The 26,582-nt window shown below is 75.0% G+C and carries 25 protein-coding genes; 12 read left to right on the top strand and 13 right to left on the bottom strand.

Annotated elements, in window-relative coordinates:
• Positions 1-29 precede the first annotated feature (29 nt).
• The gene (locus tag KIN34_RS12485) at positions 30-1,013 is read right to left on the bottom strand and encodes a pirin family protein (RefSeq protein WP_214351026.1); all 984 of its coding nucleotides are present in this window, start codon (positions 1,011-1,013) and stop codon (positions 30-32) included.
• 258 nt (positions 1,014-1,271) lie between these two features.
• On the opposite strand from KIN34_RS12485, the gene KIN34_RS12490 reads away from it, so the two are divergent.
• The 3 genes from KIN34_RS12490 to KIN34_RS12500 are packed head-to-tail and all read left to right on the top strand — an operon-like array spanning position 1,272 to position 2,753.
• Positions 1,272-1,769, top strand: coding sequence for an RNA polymerase sigma factor (locus KIN34_RS12490; protein ID WP_214351028.1), 498 nt, complete (start codon positions 1,272-1,274; stop codon positions 1,767-1,769).
• Positions 1,766-2,368: a methylated-DNA--[protein]-cysteine S-methyltransferase gene (locus KIN34_RS12495; protein WP_214351030.1), complete on the top strand. Its 603-nt coding sequence runs from the start codon at positions 1,766-1,768 to the stop codon at positions 2,366-2,368. The genes KIN34_RS12490 and KIN34_RS12495 overlap by 4 nt, the downstream gene beginning before the upstream one ends.
• Before the next feature lie 10 nt (positions 2,369-2,378).
• On the top strand, positions 2,379-2,753 hold the full coding sequence (locus KIN34_RS12500; protein ID WP_214351032.1) for a DUF2277 domain-containing protein: 375 nt from the start codon (positions 2,379-2,381) through the stop codon (positions 2,751-2,753).
• Between the two features lie 76 nt (positions 2,754-2,829).
• Here the strand turns inward: KIN34_RS12500 and KIN34_RS12505 are convergent, their stop codons facing one another.
• Together KIN34_RS12505 and mqo are read right to left on the bottom strand one after the other, a co-directional pair.
• A complete protein-coding gene (locus KIN34_RS12505; RefSeq protein WP_307858215.1) occupies positions 2,830-3,135 on the bottom strand; it encodes a hypothetical protein in 306 nt (101 codons plus the stop codon).
• Positions 3,132-4,649, bottom strand: coding sequence for a malate dehydrogenase (quinone) (gene mqo, locus KIN34_RS12510; protein ID WP_307858216.1), 1,518 nt, complete (start codon positions 4,647-4,649; stop codon positions 3,132-3,134). Before mqo ends, KIN34_RS12505 begins: the two co-directional genes overlap by 4 nt.
• A 161-nt stretch (positions 4,650-4,810) precedes the next feature.
• On the opposite strand from mqo, the gene KIN34_RS12515 reads away from it, so the two are divergent.
• The gene (locus tag KIN34_RS12515) at positions 4,811-5,047 is read left to right on the top strand and encodes a hypothetical protein (RefSeq protein WP_214351034.1); all 237 of its coding nucleotides are present in this window, start codon (positions 4,811-4,813) and stop codon (positions 5,045-5,047) included.
• A 33-nt stretch (positions 5,048-5,080) separates the two neighbouring features.
• On the opposite strand, the gene KIN34_RS12520 is transcribed toward KIN34_RS12515, so the two are convergent.
• The 4 genes from KIN34_RS12520 to ligD (KIN34_RS12535) all read right to left on the bottom strand — a co-directional run bounded on the left by KIN34_RS12520 (position 5,081) and on the right by ligD (KIN34_RS12535) (position 8,763).
• The gene (locus KIN34_RS12520; protein WP_214351036.1) at positions 5,081-6,271 is read right to left on the bottom strand and encodes an App1 family protein phosphatidate phosphatase; all 1,191 of its coding nucleotides are present in this window, start codon (positions 6,269-6,271) and stop codon (positions 5,081-5,083) included.
• Positions 6,268-6,852, bottom strand: coding sequence for a Dps family protein (locus tag KIN34_RS12525; RefSeq protein ID WP_214351039.1), 585 nt, complete (start codon positions 6,850-6,852; stop codon positions 6,268-6,270). Before KIN34_RS12525 ends, KIN34_RS12520 begins: the two co-directional genes overlap by 4 nt.
• A gap of 100 nt (positions 6,853-6,952) precedes the next feature.
• Complete coding sequence (gene ligD / locus KIN34_RS12530) at positions 6,953-7,849, bottom strand: non-homologous end-joining DNA ligase (protein ID WP_214351042.1); 897 nt, start codon at positions 7,847-7,849, stop codon at positions 6,953-6,955.
• Positions 7,846-8,763 carry a non-homologous end-joining DNA ligase gene (ligD, locus tag KIN34_RS12535; RefSeq protein ID WP_237689810.1) on the bottom strand — a complete coding sequence of 306 codons (918 nt, stop codon included), beginning with the start codon at positions 8,761-8,763 and terminating at the stop codon, positions 7,846-7,848. The genes ligD (KIN34_RS12530) and ligD (KIN34_RS12535) overlap by 4 nt, the downstream gene beginning before the upstream one ends.
• Before the next feature lie 172 nt (positions 8,764-8,935).
• Between ligD (KIN34_RS12535) and ku the strand changes: the two genes are divergently transcribed.
• From ku to KIN34_RS12550, 3 genes are all read left to right on the top strand, one after another.
• Complete coding sequence (gene ku / locus KIN34_RS12540) at positions 8,936-9,883, top strand: non-homologous end joining protein Ku (protein WP_214351047.1); 948 nt, start codon at positions 8,936-8,938, stop codon at positions 9,881-9,883.
• Entirely contained in the window at positions 9,880-10,938 is a 1,059-nt protein-coding gene (locus tag KIN34_RS12545) for a PHP domain-containing protein (RefSeq protein ID WP_214351050.1), read from the top strand. Before ku ends, KIN34_RS12545 begins: the two co-directional genes overlap by 4 nt.
• Before the next feature lie 185 nt (positions 10,939-11,123).
• Positions 11,124-11,405 carry an HU family DNA-binding protein gene (locus KIN34_RS12550; RefSeq protein WP_214351053.1) on the top strand — a complete coding sequence of 94 codons (282 nt, stop codon included), beginning with the start codon at positions 11,124-11,126 and terminating at the stop codon, positions 11,403-11,405.
• Positions 11,406-11,474: 69 nt separating this feature from the next.
• Here KIN34_RS12550 and KIN34_RS12555 read toward each other — a convergent pair whose 3' ends face one another.
• A complete protein-coding gene (locus tag KIN34_RS12555; RefSeq protein WP_214352108.1) occupies positions 11,475-11,909 on the bottom strand; it encodes a DUF6328 family protein in 435 nt (144 codons plus the stop codon).
• A 222-nt stretch (positions 11,910-12,131) separates the two neighbouring features.
• On the opposite strand from KIN34_RS12555, the gene KIN34_RS12560 reads away from it, so the two are divergent.
• Positions 12,132-13,166 (top strand): threonine aldolase family protein, encoded by a 1,035-nt coding sequence (locus tag KIN34_RS12560; RefSeq protein WP_214351057.1) that lies wholly within the window; start codon positions 12,132-12,134, stop codon positions 13,164-13,166.
• A gap of 111 nt (positions 13,167-13,277) precedes the next feature.
• Here the strand turns inward: KIN34_RS12560 and KIN34_RS12565 are convergent, their stop codons facing one another.
• The 3 genes from KIN34_RS12565 to KIN34_RS12575 form a co-directional block, all read right to left on the bottom strand.
• The gene (locus KIN34_RS12565) at positions 13,278-15,275 is read right to left on the bottom strand and encodes a cellulase family glycosylhydrolase (protein WP_214351059.1); all 1,998 of its coding nucleotides are present in this window, start codon (positions 15,273-15,275) and stop codon (positions 13,278-13,280) included.
• Positions 15,276-15,372: 97 nt separating this feature from the next.
• Complete coding sequence (locus tag KIN34_RS12570) at positions 15,373-17,652, bottom strand: glycoside hydrolase family 6 protein (RefSeq protein ID WP_237689100.1); 2,280 nt, start codon at positions 17,650-17,652, stop codon at positions 15,373-15,375.
• 319 nt (positions 17,653-17,971) lie between these two features.
• Positions 17,972-19,012 carry a LacI family DNA-binding transcriptional regulator gene (locus KIN34_RS12575; protein WP_214351066.1) on the bottom strand — a complete coding sequence of 347 codons (1,041 nt, stop codon included), beginning with the start codon at positions 19,010-19,012 and terminating at the stop codon, positions 17,972-17,974.
• 136 nt (positions 19,013-19,148) lie between these two features.
• Here KIN34_RS12575 and KIN34_RS12580 point away from each other — a divergent pair, with 136 nt between their 5' ends.
• Positions 19,149-21,872 (top strand): substrate-binding domain-containing protein, encoded by a 2,724-nt coding sequence (locus KIN34_RS12580; RefSeq protein WP_214351069.1) that lies wholly within the window; start codon positions 19,149-19,151, stop codon positions 21,870-21,872.
• Positions 21,873-21,879: 7 nt separating this feature from the next.
• Here KIN34_RS12580 and KIN34_RS12585 read toward each other — a convergent pair whose 3' ends face one another.
• Together KIN34_RS12585 and KIN34_RS12590 are read right to left on the bottom strand one after the other, a co-directional pair.
• Entirely contained in the window at positions 21,880-23,706 is a 1,827-nt protein-coding gene (locus tag KIN34_RS12585) for a DEAD/DEAH box helicase (RefSeq protein WP_214351071.1), read from the bottom strand.
• Between the two features lie 295 nt (positions 23,707-24,001).
• Positions 24,002-24,415: a CoA-binding protein gene (locus KIN34_RS12590; RefSeq protein WP_214351074.1), complete on the bottom strand. Its 414-nt coding sequence runs from the start codon at positions 24,413-24,415 to the stop codon at positions 24,002-24,004.
• Positions 24,416-24,553: 138 nt separating this feature from the next.
• Between KIN34_RS12590 and clsA the strand changes: the two genes are divergently transcribed.
• From clsA to KIN34_RS12605, 3 genes are read left to right on the top strand one after another with little or no spacing between them, the layout of a single operon-like run.
• Positions 24,554-25,198 carry a cardiolipin synthase ClsA gene (gene clsA / locus KIN34_RS12595; protein ID WP_307858218.1) on the top strand — a complete coding sequence of 215 codons (645 nt, stop codon included), beginning with the start codon at positions 24,554-24,556 and terminating at the stop codon, positions 25,196-25,198.
• Complete coding sequence (locus tag KIN34_RS12600) at positions 25,195-26,253, top strand: DUF881 domain-containing protein (RefSeq protein WP_307858219.1); 1,059 nt, start codon at positions 25,195-25,197, stop codon at positions 26,251-26,253. The genes clsA and KIN34_RS12600 overlap by 4 nt, the downstream gene beginning before the upstream one ends.
• Positions 26,250-26,582, top strand: coding sequence for a small basic family protein (locus KIN34_RS12605; RefSeq protein ID WP_214351077.1), 333 nt, complete (start codon positions 26,250-26,252; stop codon positions 26,580-26,582). The genes KIN34_RS12600 and KIN34_RS12605 overlap by 4 nt, the downstream gene beginning before the upstream one ends.

The raw sequence follows: 26,582 nt of genomic DNA on the forward strand, positions 1-26,582 counted from the left end.
CAGGTCAGGGCGTCCGTGGCAAGCCCGCGTCAGCCGGCGGACGGCTCCGCGCCGGTCGTCGCGCGGCGCCGAGGCTGCAGGCGGACGTTCGGCAGGTCGGGCGCGGGGATCCGCTCGTCGTCGTGCCCGCGGACGTGCCCGAACCGGGCGTCGCGCCCGGCGGACTCCCACTCGGCGCGCGCGGCCGCGACCGCGGCGTGGTCGCGCCCCACGAAGTTCCACCACATCACGAGGTCCTCGGCGAACGGCTCACCGCCGAGCAGCAGGAAGCGCGCCGGCTCGTCGCCGGCCACGTCGAGGGTCTCTCGCCCGTCGCCGAGGTACAGGAGCGGGCCCGGGGCCACCTCGCGGCCCTCGACCACGAGGCGACCGGCCAGCACCAGCACGGCGTGCTCGTGGTCCGGGTCGAGCGGGAGGCGCGCGGCGGAGCCCGCCGCCACCGTCACGTCGGCACCGAGCAGCGGGGTGTGGACGCGCGCGGGCGACCGCAGCCCGCCCAGCTCACCGACCATCACGGTCGCCGCGACGCCGGGCGCACGCCACACGGGGAGGTCGGTGACCTGCTGGAAGGCGGCCGGTCCGTCGGCCGCGCCGTCGGGCAGCGCCACCCAGAGCTGCACCGCGTGCAGGCGACCCGGCCCGTCCACCGAGAGCTCGGAGTGCGCGATCCCCGCGCCCGCGGTCATGAGGTTGAGCTGCCCGGGCCGGACCACGACGTCGGAGCCGACGCTGTCCCGGTGCCGGATCTCGCCCACGAGCGGCCACGTCACCGTCTGCAGGCCGGTGTGCGGGTGCGGCAGCACGCGCATGTCCACGTCCTGCGGGCCGATCTCGTCGAGGAAGCACCAGGCGCCGACCGTCGGCAGCGAGCGCTGGGGGAGCGTGCGGCGGACCTGCATCCCGCGGATTCCGCCGAGCGGGACCTCGCGCGCCTCGTGGAGGTCCAGCCGGGGGCCGGTGCGGCCGTGCCGTGCGCAGACCTCGGGCGCCGGCTGCGTCTCCAGGTTCGTCATGGCCTCACTCTCGCACCGGATCGCGCGGTCGAGCGCACGGGGCGCTCACCACGCGCGTCAGGACGAGAAAGTTGCCGTGGCGCGCGTCCCGGCCGCACGCCCGGCCTCACACCCGGGCGGTCACTGGCGTCTACCTCGTGACGGGAGCGCCTCGGACCGGGCGGCACGGGAGCGGTGCCGTGCTGGACCGGGGGAGCGCCTCGGACGCCGACTCCGGGGCTGCCGTCGCGAGCTGCTCGGGAAGGGGAGACTGGCACCGTGGACGAGCCCTTCGAGCACGTCGTGCGCCGGCACGGCGCGACCGTGCTCCGCGTGTGCCGCTCGGTCGTCGGCCACCACGACGCGCAGGACGCGTGGGCGGAGACGTTCCTCGCGGCGCTGCGCGCGTGGCCGGCGCTCGACGCCGGCGCCAACGTCGAGGCGTGGCTCGTCACGATCGCCCGCCGGAAGGCGCTCGACACGGTGCGCGGGTCCGCGCGACGTGCGGTCCCGGTCGACGTGCTGCCCGAGGCGGGCGAGCGGGTCGACGAGGCCGACGGGGTCGCCGACGGCCTCGACCTGTGGGCGGCGCTCGGCGCGCTCCCCGAGCGGCAGCGCCGCGCCGTGGCGCTGCACCACCTCGGCGGGCTGCCCTACCCGGAGGTCGCCGAGGTGCTGGGCGGCACGCCCGCGGCCGCGCGGCGGGCGGGCGCGGACGGGATCGCGACGCTGCGGCGCACCTACGCACGCTGGGACGACGAGGGAGAGCCACGATGAACGAGCAGCAGCACGCAGGGTCGGGCACCGTCGTCGACGACGGCGAGCTCGCCGCGCTGCACGCGCGGCTCGTGCGGGACGCCCGGGACGCCGGCCTGCTGGACGTCGCGTACCGGGTCTGGGAGGGGCCGGTCGGGCCGCTCCTGCTCGCGGCGACGCCGGCGGGCCTGGTGCGTGTGGCCTTCGCGGTCCAGGACCACGACGCGGTGCTGACCTCGCTCGCGACGCGCATCAGCCCGCGGGTGCTCGCGGCGCCCGGCCGCCTCGACGCCGTCGCGCGGCAGCTCGACGAGTACTTCGCCGGGCGGCGGCGGCAGTTCGACGTCCCGGTCGACCTGCGTCTTCTGGACGGGTTCCGCCGCACGGTCGTCGAGCGCCTCGGCGAGATCGGGTACGGCCGCACCGCGTCCTACGCCCAGGTGGCCGCGGCGTCGGGCAGCCCGCGGGCGGTGCGGGCCGTCGGCACGGCCTGCGCGCTGAACCCCGTGCCCGTGGTGCTGCCGTGCCACCGGGTGGTGCGCTCCGACGGCTCGCCCGGTCGCTACGCGGGCGGCGCCGAGGCGAAGCTGCTCCTGCTCGACCTGGAGCGGCGGGCGTAGCGTGGCGCGCATGTGCCGGAACATCACCACGCTGCGCGGGCTCGAGCCGCCCGCGACGTCCGACGAGATCGAGGCCGCGGCGGTCCAGTACGTCCGCAAGGTCACCGGGGTCACGCGCCTGAGCGACGCGACCCGCGAGCCGTTCGAGGAGGCCGTGCGGGCGGTGGCCGCAGCGACCGCGCAGGTCATCGCCGCGCTGCCGGAGCGGCGGCAGCCGCCGACGACCGTGCCCCCGCTCCGGCGCGAGGACGTCCAGGCACGCATCGCCGCACGGATGGCGCAGCGCGAGGCCCACGAGCGGGCGCACGAGGCGGGCGTGGCGCACGTGCACGACGAGCACGGCGACATGGTGCTCGACGGCACCCCGGACACCGCCCGCGGCTGACCGCCCGGACAAGCGTCGGACGAGCAGCGTCGGACGAGCAGCGTCGGACGAGCAGCGGCGGACGAGGCGCCCGGTGTCAGCCCGAGATCGGCCAGGGCACCAGCCGGGGGATCCCGTCGGGAGCGACCGCGGCGACCGCCAGGAACCGCGCCTCGGCCCGGTGCAGCCGGATGTGCTCGTCGAGCGACCACGTCGGGCCGTTGGTCAGCCGCATGCCGCACGCGCACTCGATCGAGACGCGCCCGTCGTCGGACGTCTGCACCTGCCCGACGGTCGTGTGGTCGGTGAAGGCCTGGACCTTCGCCCGCCGCATCTGGGCGCTGACGGCCTCCTCGGGCGAAGGTCCCGCGGGGGTCGGGCTGCCGGTCTCGTCGGAGGTCACGCTCGATGATCGGCCGAGAACGACGTCTCGTCCACCAGCTGCTCGAGCTCGAACGACTCGTCCCAGGTGCCGCCGCCGAGGCTCGGCATCATCTCGCGCAGCTGGGGGCGCCAGGCCTCGACGCGGCCCGGGAAGCACCGCTCGAGCAGGTCCACCATCGTCGCCACGGCCGTGGAGGCGCCGGGGGAGGCGCCGAGCAGGCCGGCGATGCTGCCGTCGGCGGAGGTGACGAGCTCGGTCCCGAACTCGAGTGCGCCGCCGCCGGGGGCCTTCTTGATGACCTGGACGCGCTGGCCCGCCGTGATGAGCTCCCAGTCGCCCTCGCGCGCCGTCGGCATGAACTGGCGCAGCGTGCGCATGCGGTCCTGCGACGAGGCCGTGACCTCACCGATGAGGTACTTCAGCAGGTCGAGGTTCCGCAGCCCGACCGAGACCATCGGGAGCAGGTTGCCGGGGCGGATCGAGCGGACCAGGTCCAGCCAGGAGCCGTGCTTGAGGAACTTCATGCTCCAGCCGGCGTACGGACCGAAGAGCAGGGCCGTCTCACCCTCGACCACGCGCGTGTCGAGGTGGGGGACGGACATGGGCGGGGCGCCGATCTCGGCGCGGCCGTAGACCTTGGCCTGGTGCTGCGCGACGACGGCGGGGTTGGTGGTGCGCAGGAACTGGCCGCTGATCGGGAAGCCGCCGTAGCCCTTGGCCTCGGGGATCCCCGACTTCTGCAGGAGGCCCAGGGCGCCGCCACCGGCGCCGATGAACACGAAGCGCGCGTCGACGGTCCGGGCGCGGCGGTGGCCGTTCCACCGCCGGTCGCGCACCGTCAGACGCCAGGTGCCGTCCGCGCGACGACGCAGCCGCGTCACCTCGGACTCGAGGTGCAGGTCGGCCCCGCGCAGCACCGCGTCCTGGACCATCGAGCGGGTGAGCGCGCCGAAGTCGACGTCGGTCCCGCCCGCGGCGCGGGTCGCGGCGACGGGCTCCGACGGGTCGCGGTCCGCGACGAGCAGGGGCGCCCAGCGGCCGATCTGCTCGGGGTCGGTGCTGAACTCGAGGTCCGAGAACAGGGGGTGCTCGCGCAGCGTCTCGAACCGGCGCCGGAGGTAGTCCACGCCCTCCGCACCGCGGACGAACGTCATGTGCGGCGTGGTGGACACGAAGCCGGTGCCGAGCGGCAGGCGGTCGCGGCCCGCGAGGAAGTGCCAGAGCTCGCGCGAGAGCTCGAACTGCTCGTTGATCGTGACGGCCTTGCCGATGTCGATCGTGCCGTCGGGGCGCTGCGGCGTGTAGTTCAGCTCGCAGAGCGCGGCATGGCCGGTGCCGGCGTTGTTCCAGGGGTTCGAGCTCTCCTGCGCGAGGCCGTCGCGCCGCTCGTGGATCTCGATGCGCCACGTCGGCTCGAGCGTGCTGATGAGGCTCGCGAGCGTCGCGCTCATGATTCCGCCGCCGATCAGGACGACGTCGACGGGCCCGTCGTCGTGACGGCTGCCGGGGAGGGTGTTCCGGTCTGCTGGCACCGTTCGATAGTAAGTTGACGTCGAGATAGTCGACGGCGAGGCACCTGTGATCTTGCCGACATGTGACCTTCGTCTCTCGACGACCCCGGCGACGTGGTCCCGACGAGGCCGTGCCGTGGTCGCGGCGTGCGCGCACCCACCGGGGGAGGTACAACGAGACCATGACTGGCGACATCACCCGGGACCAGAACCGTGACAGCGGCCGCGACCTGGTCTCCGACCCCTCGGCCGAGCGCCTGGCCGACCGGGCCCCCGACGCGGCGCTGCTGGCGGCGGCCGACGCGCGCTCGGGCGGCGACGCCTCGCGGGCGCCGCGCTCGCTCACGGCCACGGAGCTCGAGCCCGACGACGAGGCGATCGCCAGCAACGAGGACTGGGACGACCCGAACCGCCTCTGACCCGCGTCCGGCCGGCCGGGCCGCCGACGCCCCTCAGTCGAGGACGATGCCCGCTGCCTGCACCGCGCGCAGCAGCTCGTAGCCGTCGGCGCCCTGGAGCACGGCGATGCCGTCGTGCACCGCGCGGTGCTCGGCCCGCACCGTCTCCGGGGCGGGCGCGGGCAGGCCGTGCGCCAGCACGTGCTCGGCGAACGTGAGCTGCCGGATCAGGACCGCACGCACGTGCGCCGGCCGGTGGGCGGCCGCCGACGCGTAGATCTGCGGGTCGTGCTGGCCGTCGTCGCCCACCAGGACCCAGCGGATCTGCGGGAACTCGTCCATGAGCCGCCGCAGCTGGGAGAGCTTGTGCTCGCGCCCGCTGCGGAACCACCCGGTGTTGGTCGGTCCCCAGTCGGTGAGCAGCATGGGCCCGGCGGGGTACCCGAAGCGGCGCAGGAACCGGCCGACCGCGGGCGCGGCGTTCCAGGCGCCGGTCGACAGGTAGACGACCGGGATGTCGGTGCGCCCGCCCAGCAGCCGGGCGTACAGGCCCGCCATGCCGGGCACCGGCTCGCGCGCGTTCTCGTGCCGGACGAGGGTGTTCCAGGCCGCGACGAACATGCGCGGCAGGCGCGTGACGACGACGGTGTCGTCGACGTCGCTGACCAGCCCCCAGCGCACGTCGGGGGAGATGACGTGCACCGGCGCGCTCGCCTCGGCGCCGCTCGTCGACCTCAGGCCGACGTCGTGCCAGCCCGGCTCGAGGTCGCTCTCGAGCCGCACGTCGAGGTAGCCGCCCCGGTCGGTCCGCACGTGGTGCGTCCGGCCGCCGACGCGGATCTCGAGCTCGGCCCCGGCGACCTGCGCGGTCGCGAACGAGCGCCAGCCCCGCACCGCGGTCGCCGTGGGCGCTCCGGCCTGCGCCGCTGCGCCGGCGCCGGGCAGGTCCTCGTCCCCGACCTCGGGCGCGGCGAGCAGCGTGCGGGCGAACACCCGGACCCAGCCGGGCCCGCCGTAGCCGGCGTACGGCTCGATGCGCAGCGTCCAGCCGCGGCGCCGCATGACCGCGGCGACGCGTCGGTCGAACGCGTCCTCCAGCCGCGCTGCGGGGTGGAGGTGGGCCGCGGGGTTGGCCGACCCGGGGCGCGCCGCCCCGGGCCGGACCGCCCGCAGGACCTCGTGGCCCCCGGTCGACGGGTCGGGCCGGGCGGACCGGCCCGCCTGGTGACCAGGAGCGTCGCTCACTCGGCCGCCGACGCCTTGCGTGCGGCACCGCCGGCGGCACGCGCCGCACCGGTCTCGGTGTGCGCGCTGCCCGTGCTGAGCGCACCACCCGACGACTCGAGGTGGGCGCGGACGAACCAGTGGAAGAGCTCGAGCTCGTGCAGGTGGCCCACCAGGAGGTCGTTGGTGACCGTGTCGAGCTCCTCGGTGTCCTCGGCCGCCTGGCGGTGGTCGGTGATGACGCCGACGTAGACCTGGTCGAGCGCGCCGAGGTGCTCGATCGCCCCCGCGCGGCCGATCTCGTAGTCGTCCCACGTGCGGTTCTTCACGAGCGCACCGGGCGTGCCGACGGGGGCCACGCCGAGGGTCGCGATGCGCTCGGCGATCGCGTCCACCATGAGCCGGACCGCGTCCACCTGGGGGTCGATCATCTCGTGCACCGCGATGAAGTGCGGGCCGACCACGTTCCAGTGGATGTGCTTCAGCGTGAGGGCCAGGTCGTTCAACGCGTCCAGGCGGGTCTGGAGGATCGCGGCGACCTTGGCGCCGTCCTCGGGCGTGAGGGAGGGGACGGTGTACTTCGGCAGGTCCTTGCGCGCCAATGCTCTCAGCTCCTCGTTCGGTCGTGCGGGACGCCGGTGGGCGGCCCGGGAACAACGCTGCCTCACGGCCCCGCGGTCCGCCATCGCTGGCGGCGGGTGCTCATCCTGCCGTCTCGGCGAACGGGTCGCCGCGCTCGTCCAGCCGACGCACCACGTCGCGCGGCCCCAGCTGCTCGAGGCCCGGCCCGATCTCCTCCCACCACCGCGGTGCCGCGACGCGAGGCTGCTCGCGGCCGCGCAGCGAGTAGGGCGTGATCGTCGTCTTGGCCGGGTGGTTCTGGGACCAGTCGAGCAGGACCTTCCCGCCGCGGAGGTCCTTGCGCATGACCGCGACGACGAGCTTCGGGTGCGCGGCCGCGAGCGCCTGCGCGAGGTCGCGGGCGTACCGCCGGGTGTCGGCCGCGGGCCGCCGCCGGGGCAGCGGCGCGTACAGCTGCATGCCCTTGCTGCCCGAGGTCACCGGGACGGTCCGCTCGAGCCCGTCGGCGGCGAGCCGCTCGGCGACCAGGTGCGCCACCTGCGCGCACTCGTCGAGCCCGGCGCCGGGCCCGGGGTCCAGGTCGACGACGAGGCGGTCCGCGCCCCGCACCTTGCCCGCGGAGGTGACGCTCCACTGCGGGGTGTGCAGCTCGAGCGCCCCGGCGTTGGTGGCCCAGACGAGACCCGCGAGGTCGTCCAGGAACGGCAGGTCGAGCACCGTCCCCTCGTCGCCCTCGTCGTTCCCCGGCGCCGCCGGCAGGCGACGGTGCCGCAGCCAGTCGGGTGCGCCGCGGGGGACGTTCTTCTCGAAGAACGGCGAGCCGCCGACGCCGTCGGGGAACCGGATCCGGGTGACCGGACGGTCCTTGAGCTGGTTGAGGAGGGCGGGCGCGACGCGCACCACGTAGTCGATGAGCTCGGCCTTCGTGGTCCCGGCGGCAGGGTAGAGGACCTTGTCGAGGTGGGACACGCGCACGGGCACGCCGCCGACGTCGAGGACCTGGCGCTCGGGCGTCATGGCGTCTCCCAGGGGTCGGGAGTCGTGTCGTCGCGCACCCCGCGGACGACGGGCTGCCGCAGGCGGCCGGTGCTGCCGCGCTGCAGGTAGCGGACGTCGACGACGAGCGTCGGCTCGCACCAGTGCGCGCCGCGTGCGTCCACGGCCGGCACGTCGTCGCCGAACGGGCTGGTCGGGCGCGGTACGACGAGCTCGCGCACGCGTCGCGCGAGGGGCCCCGCGAGGCCGCTGCCCGCACGACCCAGGAACCGCAGCGCGCCGTCCCGGTCGGGTGCGCCGAGCAGCAGCGAGCCGACGCGGCCGGAGCCGCCCGTCTCGTCGCGCCACCCGCCGACCAGTGCGGTCCGGGTCCGCCGGTGCGCGGCCTTGACCCAGTCGCCCGAGCGCGCGCCCGTGCGGTAGGTGGAGTCGCGTCGCTTGGCCACCACGCCCTCGAGGCCGTGGCCGCGCGTCACGTCCCACAGCTGCGCCCCGTCGTCGTACACGGGCGAGAGCGCGACGTTCTCCGGCAGCGCGACCTGCTCGAGCGCGGCCCGCCGCTCGTCGTAGGTCCGGCCCGTGAGGTCGGTGCCCGCGAGCCGCAGGACGTCGAACACCAGGTAGGTGACCGGGCGCGAGCGGGCGAGCTCGGCGGCGCGCCGCGCGTCGCGCACGTGCATGCGCTCGGCGATCGCGGCGAAGGAGGGCACGCCGTCGGACATCGCCACGACCTCGCCGTCCAGGACCGCGTCCGGGACGGCGACGAGACCGGCGAGCTCGGGGTAGGCGGGCGTGACCTCGCGCTCCGCGCGGCTCCACAGCCGCAGCCGGCCGCCGGTCGTGTCCGCGAGCACGCGCACGCCGTCCCACTTGATCTCGAACGCCCAGCGGGCGCCCGTCGGCGGGACGCCGGAGGCTGCAGGGGTGGCGAGCATGGGCTGCACGGGTCCATCCTGCCGAGAACGGGTCACGCCGGCAGTCCGGCGCGCTCGGGGCGGCGGCGCGCTCGGCGCGGCGCCCACGCGGCCGCGTCACGTAGGGCACGGTGGGACACGGAGCAGGACGACGGTGGTCGGACGGCCGGCCACCGAACACGAAGGGGCGACGATGCGGGCGATCTGGAAGGGCGCGGTGGCGTTCGGCCTGGTGAACGTGCCGGTGCGGCTGTACGCCGCGACGGGCGAGCACGAGGTGACGCTGCACCAGGTGCACGCGGCCGACGGCGGCCGCATCCGCTACAAGAAGGTCTGCAGCGTCGACGGCGAGCCGGTGACGATGGACGAGATCGCCAAGGGCTACGAGACCGCGGACGGCGAGCTCGTCGTGCTGACCGACGAGGACTTCTCCCGGCTGCCGCTCGCGACCGAGCGCGAGATCGAGGTCCTCGAGTTCGTGCCCGCCGAACAGGTCGACCCGATCCTCCTGGGCAAGACCTACTACCTGGAGCCCGACAAGACCGCCGCCAAGCCGTACGCGCTGCTGCGCGGCGCGCTCGAGGAGGCGGACCGCATGGCGGTGGTCAAGGTCGCGCTCCGCCAGCGCGAGTCCATGGCCGTGCTGCGCGTGCGGGACAAGGTCATCTGCCTGCAGACGCTGCTGTGGCCCGACGAGGTGCGCGCCGCCGACTTCCCGATCCTCGACGCCGAGGTCACCGTGAAGCCCGCGGAGCTGGCGATGGCGCAGTCGCTGGTCGACTCGCTCGCCGCCGACTTCGACCCGTCGCAGTTCGAGGACCGGTACGACGCGGCGCTCACCGAGCTCATCGAGGCCAAGGTGTCCTCCGGCGACACGCGGTCGCTGCCGCAGCCCGCGGCGGAGGAGGGCAAGGAGGGCGGCGGCGAGGTGGTCGACCTGCTCGCCGCGCTGCAGCGCAGCGTCGAGAAGGCCCGGTCCGCTCGGGGCGGCGCGGCGTCGTCCGACGAGGACGCGGCCGACGACGAGCCCGCCGCCAAGCCCCGCCGCAAGCGTGCCGCCGCCGGCGACGACGAGCCGAAGACGTCCGGCAAGGCGACCACGAAGGCCCCCGCGAAGAAGGCGAAGGCCAAGGCGTCGTGACCGACGCGGACCGCCGGGACCGCGCGGTCGCGACCCTGCGGCGCTGCGCGTTCCTGCTCGAGCGCGCCCAGGCGAGCGCCTACCGCAGCGCGGCGTTCCGCACGGCGGCCGGCGTCGTCGAGCAGCAGGAGCCCGCTCGGCTCGCGACGCTGGTCGCGGCGGCCTCGTTGACGGACCTGCCGTCGGTGGGCGCCCGCACCGCGGGCGTCGCCGAGCTGGCGTGGCGCGGTCGCGACGTGCCGTACCTGGCGGAGCTCGAGTCCGAGCTCGCCGCGCGCCTCGCCGCCGACGACGAGGCCGCGGGGGAGCACGCCGACGCCGCGCGGGACCTGCGCGCGGCCCTGCGTGGCGACCTGCACGCGCACTCCGAGGCGAGCGACGGCGCCACCTCGATCCAGGAGATGCTGCTCGCGGCGCTCGAGATCGGGCACGAGTACCAGGCGATCACCGACCACTCGCCGCGGCTCACGGTGGCCCACGGGCTGTCCGCCGCCCGGCTGCGCGCCCAGATGGATCAGGTGACCGCGCTGAACCGCGCGGTCGCGCCGTTCCGGGTGCTCACCGGCATCGAGGTCGACGTCCTGGACGACGGCGGCCTGGACCAGGAGCCCGGGCTGCTCGACGAGCTCGACGTCGTCGTCGCGTCCGTGCACTCGCAGCTGCGGATGGACCGGGCCGCGATGACCCGGCGGATGGTCAGCGCCGTGCGCAACCCGCGGACCGACGTCCTGGGCCACTGCACCGGCCGCCGGCTCCTGGGCCGGCAGCGACCGCCGAGCGAGTTCGACGCGCGCGTGGTGTTCGACGCGTGCGCGGAGAACGGCGTGGCCGTCGAGATCAACTGCCGCCCGGACCGGCTCGACCCGCCGCACGAGCTGCTGGCGGTCGCGGTCGCGGCGGGCTGCGACTTCGCCATCGACACCGACGCGCACGCGCCGGGGCAGCTCGACTGGCAGGCCGTCGGGTGCCTGCGCGCGGCGCAGCACGGCATCACCGCCGAGCGCGTGATCACCACGTGGCCGGTCGAGCGGCTGCTCGAGCGCACGCACGGGTGACGGACGCGGGCCGGTTCGTCGCGGTTCGCTCCGGCTCGCTGCGGGAGACCCGCGTGTTCGCGCGTGACGAACACCGCACGTCAGGCGGGTGTCCGTGCACGTACCTGCGCGGGAGCCCGGCTAGTGTCGGCGTCTGCGGCCTGCTCGTCCGGGGCCGTTGGAGATCCAGACAGGAGCGAACTTCCGTGAGCCTCAACCGCACCGAGCTCGTCCAGGCCGTCGCCGGCAAGGCCGGTCTGTCCGCCGCCGACGCCGACAAGGCGCTGCGCGCGTTCCAGGACGTCCTGGTCGAGCAGCTCGCCGCCGGCGAGACCGTGACGATCCCCGGCTTCCTCGCCGTCGGCCGCGCCGACCGCGCCGCCCGCACGGGCGTGAACCCCCAGACGGGCGAGAAGCTCGAGATCCCGGCCGGCTACCGCGTCAAGGTGACCGCCGGCAGCACGCTCAAGCGCGCCGTCCAGGGCTGAGCCCGTCCGCAGGCCCGGTCCCCGCGGGGGCCGGGCCTGCGGCGTCCCCGGAGCCCTCCGGGCCGGGGATCAGTCGCGCGCCTTCGCGCGCACCAGGGCCACGGGGAGCAGCCACCAGCACACGGCGAGCACGGCGAGGCCGACCGCCCCGACGACGTAGCCCGCGGTCCGGTCGAGCACGACGTCGAACACGAACGACGCGCTGCCGGCCAGGGCCAGGCCCAGGACCGCCAGGCCCGCGCGCGCGAGCACGTTGCCGGCGTCCACGAGCTCCGGCTTCATCCGCTTGCGGAAGAGCACGCGGTGCACGCTCACGGGCGCCACGATGAGCGCCGTCGCCAGCGCGGCGAGGACGACGAGCACGAGGTACAGGTCCTGCTGGTAGGCGTCGAGGTCGCCGAACCGCTGCTGGAACGGGATGGTCAGCAGGAACCCGGTGAGGATCTGGGCGCCGGTCTGGGTGACCCGCAGCTCCTGCAGCAGCTCGTCCCAGTTGCGGTCCATGCGCTCGGTGTAGGTCTCCCGCCGGCCGTCGCGCGGGTCGGCGTCCTGCTCGCCCGACCGGCCGCGCTCGTCGTCGGCGGTCCGTCCGGCGTCGTGCTCGCTCACGTGTCCTCCTCGGTGCGGGTGGCCAGGATCATCGCGCACCGGGCGCACGCGCGCTCGGTGGACGGCACGGCGCTCGTCGTGACCGGACCACGTGCCCGGGCGGGGGACACTGGGGGCGTGAGACCGCTCCATGACCCCGACCGCCGCGACTTCGCGTCGGACAACTACGCCGGTGTCCACCCCGAGGTCCTCGAGGCCCTCGCCGCAGCGAACGGCGGGCACCAGACGTCCTACGGCGGCGACGCGTGGACCGCGCGGCTCCAGGAGGTGGTCCGCGAGCACCTCGGTGCCCAGGCCGAGGCGTTCCCGGTGTTCAACGGCACGGGCGCGAACGTGCTGAGCCTGCAGGCCGTGCTGCCGCCCTGGGGTGCCGTCGTCTGCTCGTCGGACGCCCACATCCACACGGACGAGAACGGCGCGCCGGAGCGGGTCGCGGGCATCAAGCTGCTGCCGGTGCCGACCCCCGACGGCAAGCTCACCCCGGAGCTCGTCGACCGCGAGGCGTGGGGCTTCGGCGACGAGCACCGGGCCCAGCCCGGCGTGGTGTCCCTCACGCAGTCGACCGAGGTGGGGACGGTCTACACGCCCGACGAGATCCGCGCGGTCGCCGACCACGCCCACGGGCTGGGCCTCACCGTGCACGTGGACGGTGCGCGGATAGCGAACGCCGCGGCCTCGCTCGGCGTGCCGCTGCGGGCGATGACCACGGACGTCGGCGTCGACGTGCTGTCGCTCGGCGGCACCAAGAACGGCCTCGCGTTCGGCGAGGCGGTCGTCGTCCTCTCGCCCGCGGCCGCCACGGGGCTGCCGTACCTGCGGAAGATGGACATGCAGCTCGCGTCGAAGATGCGGTTCCTGTCCGCGCAGCTCGTCGCGCTCCTCGAGGGCGACCTGTGGCTGCGCTCGGCCACGCACGCCAACGCCATGGCGGCGCGGCTCGCGGCGGGGCTCACCGAGGCGGGCGTGGAGCTGCTGCACCCCGTCCAGGCCAACGGCGTCTTCGCACGGCTGGCGCCCGAGGTGGCGGCGGAGCTGCGCCGGACCTGGCGGTTCTACGACTGGGCGCACGGCACCGTCCGCCTGATGTGCGCTTTCGACACCACGCCCGAGGACGTCGACGACCTGCTGGCGGCCGTGCGGCGCCTGGTCTGACGGTGCACGCACCGCACGACTCTTGACGGTGAGCGAGCCGGTGGGTCGGCGCCGGCGGCGGGGGTCGTCACCCGCCGCCGGCGCCTGATCGAGGGACTCCGGGAGGCGCCGTCAGCCGACGGTGCAGGCGGAGCCGTTGAGCGTGAACGCGGTCGGGCTCGTGGTGGTCCCGGTGTGGGTCCCGTTGAACCCGAGGTCGACCGAGGCGCCCGGCGCGAGGGCGCTGTTCCACTGCGCGCCCGTGGCCGTGACCACCTGGCCGGTCTGCGACCAGGTGGCGCTCCAACCCTGCTCGAGGCGCTGGCCGGCCGGGAGCGTGAACGACAGCGACCAGCCGCTGACGCTCGTCGTACCCGTGTTCTTGACCTTGACGTTCACCGACATGCCCGTGCTCCAGGTGCCGGCCTGGTAGGTCACCGAGCAGGCGCCGACGGGCGGGGCGGTGGGCGTGCTCGTCGGGGTGCTCGTCGGGTCGTCCGTCGGGTTGGTGCCGGACCGCGTCGTGGCCGTCACCGCCGCGGACCGCGCCGAGACGTTGCCGGCCTTGTCGCGCGCCCGCACGGTGAACGTGTACGCGGTGCCCGGCTGCAGCCCGGTGACCGTGTAGGCGGACGTGCTGCTCGTCCCGACCAGGGTGGTGCCCCGGTACACGTCGTAGCCGTCCACCCCGGAGCCGGCGTCGGTCGCGGGCGACCAGGTCAGCGGCAAGGTGGTCGTGGTGGCGGTGCCGGCCGTGAGGCCGGTCGGCACGCTGGGCGGCGTGACGTCGGTGACGGTGCCGCCGAGCTCACCGAGCGACTTGCCGGTCGTGCTCCCCGCTCCGCCCAGCCGGACCTGGTGGTCGAGGCTCACGAACTTGCCGCCGTCCTGCCAGAGCGCGGGCTTGAGGATCGCGTACTTGGCCGCGTCCCACGTGGTCCAGTCGTCGAGCAGCAGGCCGCCGGTGTCACCGGAGTTCGGGTTGAGCGACCAGAAGGTGTGGGAGATCTTGCGCTCGACCATGGTGTCCCGCAGCGCGGTCATCCAGCGGTCCTGGCGCTCGTCCTGGCCGACCCGGCCGCCCCACTCGCCGATCAGGAGCGGGGCGATGCCCTGCTTGTGGATGTAGAGCCAGTTCGGGTCCCAGACGTCCTGCTCGAGCGTGGCGCGCGTGAACGGCTTCTGGAACCAGGCCTGGTCGAACACCAGCGGCCCGTAGTCGTGCGGCGAGTAGACGAGCTGGTCCTGGTGGGCGCCGAGGTCGACGGGGTGGTCCTTCACGCCGCGCAGGTTCCCGCCCCACCAGGTGCCGTAGTACTCCTTCTCGTTGGTCGAGGACCAGGAGACGCCCTCCTTGGGGTAGACCTCGATGCCCTCGCACAGGATGAGGACGCGCGGGTTGATCGCGAGGATCCGCCGCCCGGCCACCTGGCAGGTGTTCTTGAAGTTGTCCTGGTCGGTCGACGAGTCCCACTTGGCGCGCGGCGAGGAGTTCGGGGTCCCGTGCGGCTCGTTCTTGATGTCCATGGCGACGACGGTGTCGTTCGTCTTGTAGCGGTCGGTGACCCACTCCCACGCCGAGTAGAAGCTCTCGGTCGTGATCGTGCCCTTCCACCACACCGGGTAGAAGTGGCCGGCGTTGTCGGCCTCGGCGCTGTGCACGTCGAGCATGACCTTGAGGCCGTACTTCTCGGCGAGCTCGAGGAACCGGTCGAAGACCTGCAGCGAGGTCTTCCCGACGAGCTCCGGGTTGACGTAGGTGTTCACGCCCGAGGAGACGGCGGCCTGGCCGTTCTTCCACTCCAGCAGGAGCTGGGTCGAGATGGGCACGCGCACGATGTTGATGCCGTGGTCCGCCATGGACCGCGTGATCGACTCGAGGTTCACCGACCACAGGCCGTGGAACACGCGCTCGGTGGCGTTGAACCCGAACCAGTTGGCGCCGGTGAGCCAGACCTCGGTACCGGCCTCGTCGACGATCCGGTTGCCCTCGACGTGCAGCCAGTCGGCGGCCGGCGCGGCCTGCGCCGGTGCGGCGGCCACGGCGAGCGGCACGCCGAGGGCGGCCGCGGTGACGAACCCGGTCAGCGCGGTGCGCAGGCGCCGGGGGAGGTGCAGTGGTGCGGACACGGTCTCTCCTCGTTGAGAGCGGGCGGCGGGAGGCCGGCGGGCCTGCCCGGGGACGCCGCAGGCGGCCGTGCCGGGGCACGACCGCCTGCGGTGGGTGTCACGCGACGGTGCAGGTAGCGCCGTTGAGCGTGAAGGAGGTCGGGGCGGTGTTCGTCCCCGAGTGCGACGCGTTGAAGCCGATGTCGGTCGACGCGCCCGGAGCGAGCGAGCCGTTCCACGCGGCGTTCGTCGCCGTCACGGCCGAACCGGACTGGGTCCAGGTCGCGCTCCACCCCTGCGTGACCTGCTGGCCGTTCGCGAAGGTGAACTTGAGCGTCCAGCCGTTGAGCGCGGTGGAGCCCGTGTTGGTGACCTTGACGTTGGCCGACAGACCCGTGTTCCAGCTGCTGGCCTGGTAGGAGACCTTGCAGGAGGCGCCCGGCTGCGGCGTGGTCGGGTCGGGCGTCGGCTCGACGGCGGCCTTGGTGCGGGCGCTCAGTGCGGAGGACGCGGCCGAGACGTTGCCGGCGTTGTCCTTGGCCCGGACCGTGAACGAGTACGCCGTGTCCGCCGTGAGGCCGGTCGCGGTGTAGCTCGTCGTGGTGCTGGAGCCGACGAGCGTCGTGCCCCGGTAGACGTCGTAGCCGGCGACGCCCGAGCCGCCCGCGTTGTCCGTGGAGGCGTTCCAGGACAGCGGGATGCTGCTCGTCGTCGCGGTGCCCGCGGCCAGGCCGGTGGGCACCGAGGGCGCCACCGTGTCCGTCACGGTGCCGGGCTGCGTGGTCGCCGAGACCGCCGTCGAGGCGGCCGAGACGTTGCCCGCCTTGTCCTTGGCGCGGACCGTGAACGAGTACGCCGTGCTCGGGGTCAGGCCCGTCGCGGTGTAGCTCGCCGTGGTCGTCGACCCGACGAGGGTCGTGCCGCGGTAGACGTCGTAGCCCGCGAGGCCGGATCCGCCGGCGTTGTCGGAGGACGCGGTCCACGACAGCGCGACGCTCGAGCTGGTCACCGCGCCGACCGTGACGCCCGCGGGCACCGACGGGGCGACGGTGTCGACCGGGTCGGGGTCCACGGTGCCACCGGAGATCACCGGGTACGCGTTCTTCACCAGGGTGACGAACTGGTCCTCGAACCACTGGCCGGCGAGCGGCGCGTTCGGCGTGGCGCCGGTGAGCTGGTTCTTCAGCTTGGGCGAGACGAACGTCGGGTCGCACATGCGGTCGAACCGCTTGCCCTGGTCGTTCGGGATGTCCGACGACGCGCCGTCCGACTCACCCGGGGGCTTGATCCAGACGAAGGCGTCCAGGTGCGACGCGGTGTAGCCCGACGGCGTGGCCTGCGGGAGCATGCCGATGCCCGCGCCGAGCGGGTTGCACCAGGCGCCGCGGTGGACGCGCTTGTCCACGCGCGACTGGTTGACGTAGGTGTTGAGGTCGGTGCTGGTCGAGACCGCGGTCGGTCGGGCGGGGCCGCCCCAGCCGTTGCGCGAGGTGTCGATCAGCATGCCCAGGCTGGAGGGGAACCCGGCCGCGACCAGGAGCCGGTGCATGTGCGCGGTGAAGTCGACCTCGTCGAAGTCGAAGTTCCACTCGTAGAAGTCGCTCGAGCGGATCGGGTTGCCGCCGCCCAGCGTCTTCGACGAGTCGGGCAGGAACGGCTCCTCGAGCGGCGTGGTGTTCGCGACGTCGGACACGAACCCGTCGATCGACGCGAAGCCCGCGGTGGTCGTCTTGGCGACCTCGGCGAAGAGCTGCGCGGCGGGACCGGCGTTCGAGTCCCAGCCGAGCCAGCCCGAGTGGCCGATGTCGATGTAGTTATAGACGTTGGGGATCGCGTGCAGCTTGTCGAGCGCGTACTTCACGCCCTGGCGGTAGTACGGCGCGGCCTGCTGGCACGTCGACTCGCTGATGTTCGTCACGAGGTTCGGCAGCGAGTCGGGCTCGATCGTCGCCGAGATGCGCAGCCCGGCGTACTTCGGCTCGGCCAGCATCGCGGCGATCGGGTCGATGTACTCGGTCTTGTAGCGCGCCAGGCCGGCGTCGGTCGCGGGGAGCTCACCGTTCGACGCGAGCGCGTAGCAGTCGCGGCCGGGCAGGTCGTAGATGACCAGGTTGACCACGATCGGCGTGCTGCCCTGCTTCTGCGCGAGGGCGTTGTCGAGGTGGAAGCGCAGGCCGTTGCCGTCCGCGTTGCCCTCGATGGCGCTGATGCGGTCCATCCACACCGCGGTGGGCTGCTTCGCCACCGTGGCCATCCGGGCCGCGAGCGACGAGTCGCTCTGCTTGGCCGCGGACGCCTTCACGGCGGACGCCCAGGTCGGGTTCACGTACTGCGTGGCGCCGGCGTACGGGTTGTCGACGTGCGGCTCGGCAGCCTGCGCGCCGGACATGAACGCCATGGAGAGGGGTACTGCTGCGAGCACAGCCGTCGTGGCGGCGGCGACGGCGCGACGCCGGCGGGTGCCGGCGGTGCGGGGTCCGTGTCGGGACACGTGGTCCTCCGAGGGATCGAGCGGCCCGCCCGCGACGACGCTGTGCGGACGAGGGCCGCCCCGGGAAGTCGTCGGCGACCGGGACCCACCTGACCACGCCGCCGATCTGCGGGGGAGCGGGCGAATCGATTAGGACGAATGACCCGAACCGGTTCGCGACGGGCCCGGCTCCCGATCACGGGACCGGTACCACGTCGAGGCACCCGCGGCGCCCGCGACCTCGTCGTCAGCGCGCGTGCGGCGCGGTGCTGCCCCGCACGGCCAGCGCCGCGACCTGGAGCGGGACACGCACCGGCGCGTCCTCCGGGCCCGCGGCGAGCGCGCCGAGCACGGCCGTCGCCAGGGCGGTCCCCAGCTCGGCACCGAGCGCGGGCAGGCTGCTCAGGGCCGGCGTGGCCAGGCGGCACAGCACGCTGTCCGCGCCGGCGACGACCGACAGGTCCCAGGGCAGGACCAGACCCGTGCGCCGGGCGACGTCCAGGGCGGCGAGCGCCATCAGGTCGGTCTCGAGCACCAGCGCGGTCGGCGGCGCGGCCGCCATCAGCAGCCGGCGCGCCGCCGCCGCGGCGCCCTCGGCGGTGCCGTCCGTGGCCGCCGCCTCCAGCTCCGCACCGCCCGCGGCGAGCGCCCGCCGGAGGCCGGCCTCGCACTCGGCAGTGCGCACCCAGTCGGCGGGTCCCGTGACGGCCGCGACGCGCGTGTGCCCCAGGTCGAGGAGGTACCGCCCCACCCGCGCGTACGCGTCGGCGTCGTCGACCTCCACCGCGGACAGCTCCGGCGTGATGTGCGGGGGCCCGACGACGACCGCGCGCAGCCCGGCGGCCGCGACCGCCGCGAGGCGCCGGTCGTCGACCCGCACGTTCGGCACGACGACCGCCTCGCAGCGACGCTCGGCGCCCCACCGGGTGTACAGCTCGGCCGCGGCGACGTCGTCGTCCACGACCCGCAGGTCCACCGAGAGGCCGCGCGGCGCGAGCGCGCGCTGCAGCGACGCCACGACGTCGAGCACGGGCGCGCCGTGCAGCGCCTCGCCCGCGACGATCGCCAGCCCGACGGCCTGCGCGCCGGCGCGCATCGACCGGGCGGCGGGGTTGGGGCGCCAGCCGAGCTCGTCGGCCACGCGCAGCACGCGCTCGCGGGTCGCCCCGGAGACGCCGCGCCGGTCGTTCAGGGCATAGGACACGACGGCGGTCGAGACGCCCGCGGCGCGCGCGACGTCCGAGATGGTGGGGCGTCGTCCTGCTCGGGGTGCTGCCGGAGTGGTCACAATCGCCTAGTGTGTCGCCCGATGCGTCCGAATCGCATCATCTCGGCTCCGACGACGTTGACGGGGTGGCAGGGTGGTCTCAGCGGGAACAGGTCGGCACGGGTCCTTGGCGAACCCCGCTCGACGGACGGTCGGGGTGCTCGCGCCCGTCGTCGGCGGCTTCTACTTCGGGGCGGTCATCGCCGGCGTCGCGCGGGCGTGCCGCGCGGGCGGGCACCGCGTCGTCGCGGTCCAGACGTACCCGGCGGGTCTCGACCGCGAGGGGGCGGCGGAGCCCGACGACGTGCCCGTCGCGCTCGGCGCGGTCGACGGGCTGGTGGTGCTCAGCGGGGCGCTGCCGCACGAGCGGCTGAGCCGGCTCGAGGCCAGCGGGCTGCCGACCGTGCTGGTCAGCGAGGAGCTCCCGTCCCGCAGCGTGCCCGTCGTGCTGCCGGACAACGCCGCGGGCGTGCGGGCCTCGGTCGAGCACCTCATCCAGCACGGCCACCGGGCGATCGGGTTCGTCGGGTCGCTCACCCAGCGCGACATGCGGGAGCGGTTCGCCGCCTACCGCGACACGCTCGCCGCGCACGGCCTCGAGGCGGACGGCGCGTGGGTCTACGAGGCGAGCGACAACAACGAGCCCGGTGGCCAGGCCGCGGCGCGCCGGCTGCTCGCGGCCGGCCTGCCCACGACCGCGGTCGTCGTCGCGACCGACCGCAACGCCGCCGGCCTGATCGCCGGCCTGCGTCATGCGGGCCTCGCGGTGCCGCGGGACCAGGCCGTCGTGGCGTTCGACCACGCCGACTTCGGCGCACGCCTCACCCCGCGGCTCACGACCGTCGACGCGCACTTCGACCGTGTCGGCGAGGCCGCCGTGCGGCTGCTCCTGGCGCGCCTGCGGGGCGAGGTCGTGCCGGTGGGGGAGCACCGCACCGCCACCTCGCTCGTGGTGCGCGAGTCCTGCGGCTGCACGCCCCTGACCCGCACCGACGCCTCCCGGGACGACTGGCGCGACGACCTGCTCGACCTCACCCGCACCGCGTTCTCCGGCGGGCGCGGGCTGATCCCCGGCCCCCACGACCCCCGCACGCACCGCGAGGTGCGCCCGGACCCGCGCATCGACGTGCGCGCCGAGGCCCGCACCGACGCCCGCACTGACGCCCGTTCCGAGCGGCACCCCGACCGGCACCCGGAGCGGCACCCCGACCGTCGCGCCGAGCGGCACGAGCGACGGACGCCGCAGGAGGCCTGGTGCCACGCGGTCGTCGAGCCCCTGGGCGCGGCCCTGGGCGGCGCGGTGCCGGACGACGCGGCGATGGCGCGGCTCGCCGAGCTCACCACGGCGCTGCAGCCCTACCCCGACGCGCTCGAGCTGCTCGTCGCCGCGGTGCACCGTGCTCGCGACACGCTGCTGGTCGAGCAGCCGGCCGGCACCGCGGCCGCCACGCTCGAGCGCACCACCACCGCGGTCATCCTCGCGCTCACCCGCGGCTGCACCGCGGCGCTGCTCGGCCGCGCGGGACGCCTCGAGGCGACCGTGGAGCACCAGTACGAGGTGGCGATGGACCTGCTGCGGGACGGCACCGACCCGCGCACGCTCGAGTGGCTCCCGCGCGGGCTGCGCGGGCGCGCGTGCCTGGCGCTGTGGGTCGACGGGCCCGGCGGAGACCGCGAGCTGGAGATCGTCGGGGTCCGCGACGCGGCAGGCGCCCTGACCCGGCTCGTCGGGACGCGCACGGTGCCCGCCGACTTCCCGCCGCTGCCGATGCTCCGGGGCGGGCTGGTCGCCGAGGCGACCTTCGTGGTGCCGGTGACCTGCGGCCGCAGCGACTGGGGGCTGCTCGCCGTCGAGGGCCCGGTCGAGGCGCGCTCCACGACCGCGCGCGACCGGTTCAACCACTGGGCCGCGCTGCTCGCCGTGGCGCTCGACCAGCAGAGCCTCCTCGCCTCGCTGCACGAGCAGCGGCTCCAGCTCGAGCAGGCCGCGGCGCGCGAGCGCGCGCTCGCGGACGCCGTGCGGGTCAGCGAGGAGCACTACGCGCTGGCGTCGATGGCGGCCGACGACGGGACGTGGGACTGGGACGTCTCGAAGGGCACCGTGTACTACTCGCCGCGCTGGAAGCAGACGCTGGGCTACGACGACGAGTCGGTCGGCTCGTCGCCGACGGAGTGGCTCGACCGTGTGCACCCGGCGGACCGCGACGAGGTCTCGACCGCGATCGCCGCGTCCCTCGCCGGGGTCGACTCGACGCTCGAGCTCGAGCACCGGGTCCGCAGCGCGGGCGGCGAGTACCGCTGGTTGCTCTGCCGGGCGATGACCGTGCTCGACGACGCGGGCTGCCCCGCCCGGCTCGTCGGGACGATCGTCGACGTGACGGACCGCAAGCAGGCCGAGCTCTCGCAGCAGCGCGACGCGCTGCGCGACGCCGAGACCGGCCTGGCGACGCGCCTGCTGTTCCTCGACCGGCTCGGGGCGGCGGTCGTGCGTGCACACCGGATCGACGACTACGACTGCGCGCTCGTCGTGGTCCGAGCGCCCGTCGTCAGCCAGCCGGGCGGTGCCCGCGGAGCGGCGTCCACCGAGTCGCTCCGCGAGGTCGCGGAGCGGCTGCGGGACGCCGTCCGCGCGGGCGACACCGCGGCCCGGAGCTCGGACGACGAGGTCGCCCTGCTGCTCGAGGACACCGGCCCCGGGGGCGTGCCGTCACGCGTGCGGGGTGTCCTCGACGCGCTGGTCAGCGCGATGGGTGACCGGGTCCGGATCGGCATGGTGCCGAGCCTGCGGGGCTACGAGGACGCGGGGGCCGTCCTGCGCGAGGCGGACATCGCGGTGGCGCGGGCCGCCGCGGGCAGCGTGGCCCGCAGCGGCCCGCGCTGACCGGTCGTCAGCTGCGGCCGCGCGCCGGGCCGTGCCCGGGGCCACCGTGGTGCCCGCTCGTGTGGCCGGTGGTCGGACGGCTCGTGCCGTGACCCCCGCGCGGGCCGGCGTCGAGGCGGATCCGCAGGGGCCGCCCGGCCACCCGCGTGCGGGAGAGCTTGTCGACGGCCTCGGGCGTGAGGCCGCCCGGGATGTCGACCAGCGCGAAGCTGCCGAAGATGTCGATCTTGCCGACGTCGGCGCCGGTCAGGCCGCCCTCGCCGGTGAGCGCTCCGACGAGCGCGCCGGGCTGCAGGCCGTCGCGGTGCCCGACCGCCACGCGCCAGCGCGGCGACCCGCCGGCGATGTGGGTGCTCGCCCGGCGACGCGGGGCGGCGTCGTCGTGGTCCCGGCGCGGGCGGTCGGTGGACAGGCTCGCCCGCGCGAGCGCGTCGTCGAGGTCGTCGGCACCGGCCTGGCCGGGACCCTCGTCGCCCACGGCGAGCGCGAGGACCGCCTCGAGCAGCGCGGTCGGGTCCAGCTCGGGGTTCTCGAGGAGGTGGGTCGCGACCGCCTGCCGGTACACGTCGAGCCGGCCGGCCTGCACGCGGCCGGGGACGCGCGCCAGGAGGGCGCGGACACGGTGCGCGGAGACCTCGGCGGGCGAGGGCACGGCGACCTGCTCGAGCGTGGTGCGCGTGGTCCGCTCGATCGTGCGCAGCCGGGACTGCTCGGACGGCGTGACGAAGGTGAGCGCGACGCCGTCGCGCCCGGCGCGGCCGGTCCGGCCGATCCGGTGGACGTAGGTCTCCGGCTCGCGCGGGACGTCGTAGTTCACGACGAGCCCGATCCGCTCGACGTCGAGCCCGCGCGCCGCCACGTCGGTCGCGACGAGGACGTCGAGCGCGCCGTTGCGGAGGCGGTCGACGATCTTCTCCCGGTCGCCCTGGGCGACGTCGCCGGAGATGAACGCTGCGGAGACGCCGCGCTCGACGAGCGCGCTGCCCAGCTCCTCGGCGGCGCCGCGCGTCCGCACGAACACGATCGCCGCGTCGGCCTCCGAGACCGCGAGGACCCGGCCGAGCGCGCCGGCCTTGTGGCGGTGCGGGACCACGGAGTACGTCTGCTTGACCGTGGTCACGGTCGACGACTGCCGGGCGACCGTGACCTCGACGGGGTTCACCAGGTGCTGCTCGGCGACCCGACGGATGGCGGGGGGCATCGTCGCGGAGAAGAGCGCGACCTGGCGGCCCGTGGGCACCCGCTCGAGGACCTTCTCGACCTCCTCGGCGAAGCCCATGCGCAGCATCTCGTCGGCCTCGTCGAGAACGAGGTAGCGCACGCGGTCGAGCACGAGCGAGCCGCGCTCGAGGTGGTCGATGACACGCCCGGGCGTGCCGACGACGACCTGCGCGCCCCGCTGCAGCGCGCGCTGCTGGGGCAGGAACGGCGCGCCGCCGTAGACCGGCAGCACCGTCATGCCGGGCAGGTGGCGGGCGAACGTCGAGACCGCCTCGGCGACCTGCATCGCGAGCTCGCGCGTGGGGGTCAGGACGATGGCCTGGACCGCGCCGACGGCGGGGTCGACCGCCGCGAGCAGCGGGAGGCCGAACGCCGCCGTCTTGCCGGTGCCGGTCTGCGCGACCCCGACGATGTCGCGGCCCGCGAGCAGCGCGGGGATCGCACGCGCCTGGATCGCCGACGGCGTGACGAAGCCGAGGTCGCGGACGGCGCGGTCGAGCGCGTCCGGCATCCCGAGCGAGTCGAACGTCAGCTCGGGCGACGCGTCGGTGCCGGTCGAGGGGGGAGCACCGGGGGTGGAGGAGGACAGCAAGGAGCCCGTGGGCATGGTCATGTACGGCCGTTTCGTTTCGGGGGAGGACTGACCGGCGCCAGGTCGGCGCGCGGCTGTCGCAACCCCGAACACCCGGGCACCCTCAGGTGCCCCTCGCACGACGACGCCCACCGACCGACGAAGGGTGGGGGCGATACTCCAGGGGGGACGCGACGAACTCCGCGATGTCCCCATGGTAGCCGCGCGGTCCCCGGAGCGGACGGTCCCGGACGGGTGACGTGCCGCACAGGACCGTCGCGCGGACCAGCGGCGCAGTTCAGCGGCGCGGATCAGCGGCGTAGGTCAGCGGCCCAGGTCAGCCCAGCCCGCGCGCCGGCCCCTCGATCGCCGGGCACGCGTCCATCACCACGTCGAGCCCCGCGGCGCGGGCGCGCTCGGCGGCGGCCTCGTCGACCACGCCGAGCTGGAGCCAGACCGCGCGAGCGCCGCGCGCGACGGCCTCGTCGACGACGGCGCCGGCGAGCGAGGAGTTCACGAACACGTCGACGACGTCGATGTCGCCGGGTACGTCCGCGAGCGAGGCGTAGCCCTGCTCGTCGTGCACCACGGGGGCGCTGGGGTGGACGGGCACGATCGTCTTGCCGAGACGCTGCAGGTACGCGGCGACGCCGAACGCGGCCCGGTCCCGGTTGGTGGACAGGCCGACGACGGCCCAGCGGCCGGGTCCGCGCAGGAGCCGGTCGACGACGGCGGGATCGTTGGTGTGCACGGGTGCAGCGTCGCACGCCACGTCCTTACCCGCCGTCCGGACCGGAAGCCGCACGGCGCGCACGGACGCGGCGTGCGCGGACGTGCGCGGGGCAGCCGCTTAGGATCGGGCGGGCACGACGACGGGAGGCACGCGCACGTGACGGACCAGGTGCGACGGGACGACCCCGGTGACGTCGGGGAGCTCAGCACGCGCGTGCTCACGATCCCCAACGCCATCAGCATGGTGCGGCTGCTGCTCGTGCCGGTCTTCGGCGTGCTCATCGCCACCGGCCAGGACGGCTGGGCGGTGCTCGTGCTCGCGGTCTCCGGCGCCAGCGACTGGCTCGACGGCGTCCTCGCGCGGCGGCTCGGCCAGGTCACGCGGCTCGGCCAGCTCCTGGACCCCGCAGCCGACCGGCTGTTCATCGCCGTCACGCTCGTCGGGCTGGTGTGGCGAGGCGTCGTCCCGCTCTGGCTCCTGGTCGTCATCGTCGCGCGCGAGCTGGTGCTCGGCCTGATGCTGCTGGTGCTCGCCCGCGCCGGCTACCCGCCGCCGCAGGTGCACCTCGCGGGCAAGGCGGGCACGTTCGCGCTCCTGTACGCGTTCCCGCTGCTGCTGCTCGCCTCGTGGGACTCGTGGGTCGGCACGGTCGCGGAGGTCGCCGGCTGGGCGTTCGCGCTCTGGGGCGTCGGGCTGTACTGGTTCGCGGGCGCGCTCTACCTGGTGCAGGCGCGCCGACGGCTGCGTGCGCGGGAGACCGACGGGACGAGCCCGGGGGAGCCCTCGGCGGGGCTGCCGTGAGCACCCGTCACGGCATCGACTCCGGGGCGCCCGACCGCCGGCCGGACGCCTCCATGACGCTGCTCACCGAGGTGTACCGGCGCCCGCTCGACCCCGGCTACGCGCTCGCGGCGCGGCGCCGCGCCGCAGGGGAGCAGGCTCCGCCGGGGCCCGGCCGCCGGGCGGTCCTCTTGGTGGCGGCCGTGCTGCTGGGGCTCGCGGTGACGGCCGCGGCACTGACCCTGCACCAGCCGACCAGCTCCGCCCAGCGGGCGCGCGAGGTGCTCGAGGGCAACATCGTCGAGCGCAGCGACCAGGTGGCCGCGCTCCAGGAGGAGTCCGCGGCGCTCGGCGAGCAGATCACGGCGCTGCAGTCCGCCCTCGTCGGGCAGGGCGACGCCGCGCTGCGCACCGAGCTGGCCGCCGGCACCGTCGAGGCGGGCCAGTCCGAGGTCACGGGACCGGGCCTGCGTGTCGAGCTGAGCGACGCTCCCTCGGCCGCGACGAGCGACCTCGGCGACGAGTCCCGCGTGCAGGACGTCGACCTCCAGGTGGTCGTGAACGGCCTCTGGTCGTCCGGGGCCGAGGCGGTCGCGATCAACGGGCAGCGCGTCACCTCCACGACCGCGATCCGCAGCGCGGGCAGTGCCGTCCTGGTCGACCTCGTCCCCCTGACCAGCCCTTACCGCGTCGACGCGATCGGCAGCTCGACGCGCCTGCAGACCGGTCTCGTCCGCAGCAGCGCCGGCCAGCTCATCACGGCCCTGCGCTCCACGTACGGGATCGGCGTCGACATCTCCGCGCAGTCGTCGCTCGACCTGCCGGGCGCCGGGCAGGTGAACCTGCGCCACGCCACGGTGCCCGCCGGCGCCCTCCCGGACGCTCTCGTCCCGTCGCCCACGGCCACCCCGTCGGCGGCGTCCTCGCCCTCGGCGACGGACGGCTCGGTGACGTCGTCGCGCGGCACGGGCGTCGCGGTTTCGTCGACGGCGGTCGCTGTGGCAGCCTCGTCGCACGACGCGCGCGCCGGAGCGTCCGCCGGGGGACCCCGGGGCGTCGGGGAGGAGAGCTCGTGATCGCCGTCATCGGCCTGGTCATCGGCGTCGTCGCAGGCCTGGTGCTGCAGCCCACCGTGCCACCCGAGCTCCAGCCCTACCTGCCGATCGCCGTGGTGGCCGCGCTGGACGCGATCTTCGGCGGCGTCCGGGCCATGCTCGACGGGATCTTCGACGACCGCGTCTTCCTCATCTCGTTCCTGTCGAACGTCATCGTCGCGGCGCTCATCGTCTTCCTGGGCGACCAGCTCGGCGTCGGCAGCCAGCTCTCGACGGCCGTCGTCGTGGTGCTCGGCATCCGGATCTTCTCCAACGCCGCCTCGATCCGCCGTCACCTGTTCAAGGCCTGA

Source organism: Cellulomonas fulva (genome assembly GCF_018531375.1).
In the GTDB taxonomy this organism is placed as follows: domain Bacteria; phylum Actinomycetota; class Actinomycetes; order Actinomycetales; family Cellulomonadaceae; genus Cellulomonas; species Cellulomonas fulva.

What these genes read in the sequence shown, in the direction of transcription:
- KIN34_RS12485 (WP_214351026.1), bottom strand. Translation starts at nt 1,013, where the DNA reads ATGACGAACCTGGAGACGCAGCCGGCGCCCGAGGTCTGCGCACGGCAC.
- KIN34_RS12495 (WP_214351030.1), top strand. Translation starts at nt 1,766, where the DNA reads ATGAACGAGCAGCAGCACGCAGGGTCGGGCACCGTCGTCGACGACGGC.
- KIN34_RS12500 (WP_214351032.1), top strand. Translation starts at nt 2,379, where the DNA reads ATGTGCCGGAACATCACCACGCTGCGCGGGCTCGAGCCGCCCGCGACG.
- KIN34_RS12515 (WP_214351034.1), top strand. Translation starts at nt 4,811, where the DNA reads ATGACTGGCGACATCACCCGGGACCAGAACCGTGACAGCGGCCGCGAC.
- ligD (WP_214351042.1), bottom strand. Translation starts at nt 7,849, where the DNA reads ATGACGCCCGAGCGCCAGGTCCTCGACGTCGGCGGCGTGCCCGTGCGC.
- ligD (WP_237689810.1), bottom strand. Translation starts at nt 8,763, where the DNA reads ATGCTCGCCACCCCTGCAGCCTCCGGCGTCCCGCCGACGGGCGCCCGC.
- ku (WP_214351047.1), top strand. Translation starts at nt 8,936, where the DNA reads ATGCGGGCGATCTGGAAGGGCGCGGTGGCGTTCGGCCTGGTGAACGTG.
- KIN34_RS12555 (WP_214352108.1), bottom strand. Translation starts at nt 11,909, where the DNA reads ATGGACCGCAACTGGGACGAGCTGCTGCAGGAGCTGCGGGTCACCCAG.
- KIN34_RS12570 (WP_237689100.1), bottom strand. Translation starts at nt 17,652, where the DNA reads ATGGCGTTCATGTCCGGCGCGCAGGCTGCCGAGCCGCACGTCGACAAC.
- KIN34_RS12585 (WP_214351071.1), bottom strand. Translation starts at nt 23,706, where the DNA reads ATGACCATGCCCACGGGCTCCTTGCTGTCCTCCTCCACCCCCGGTGCT.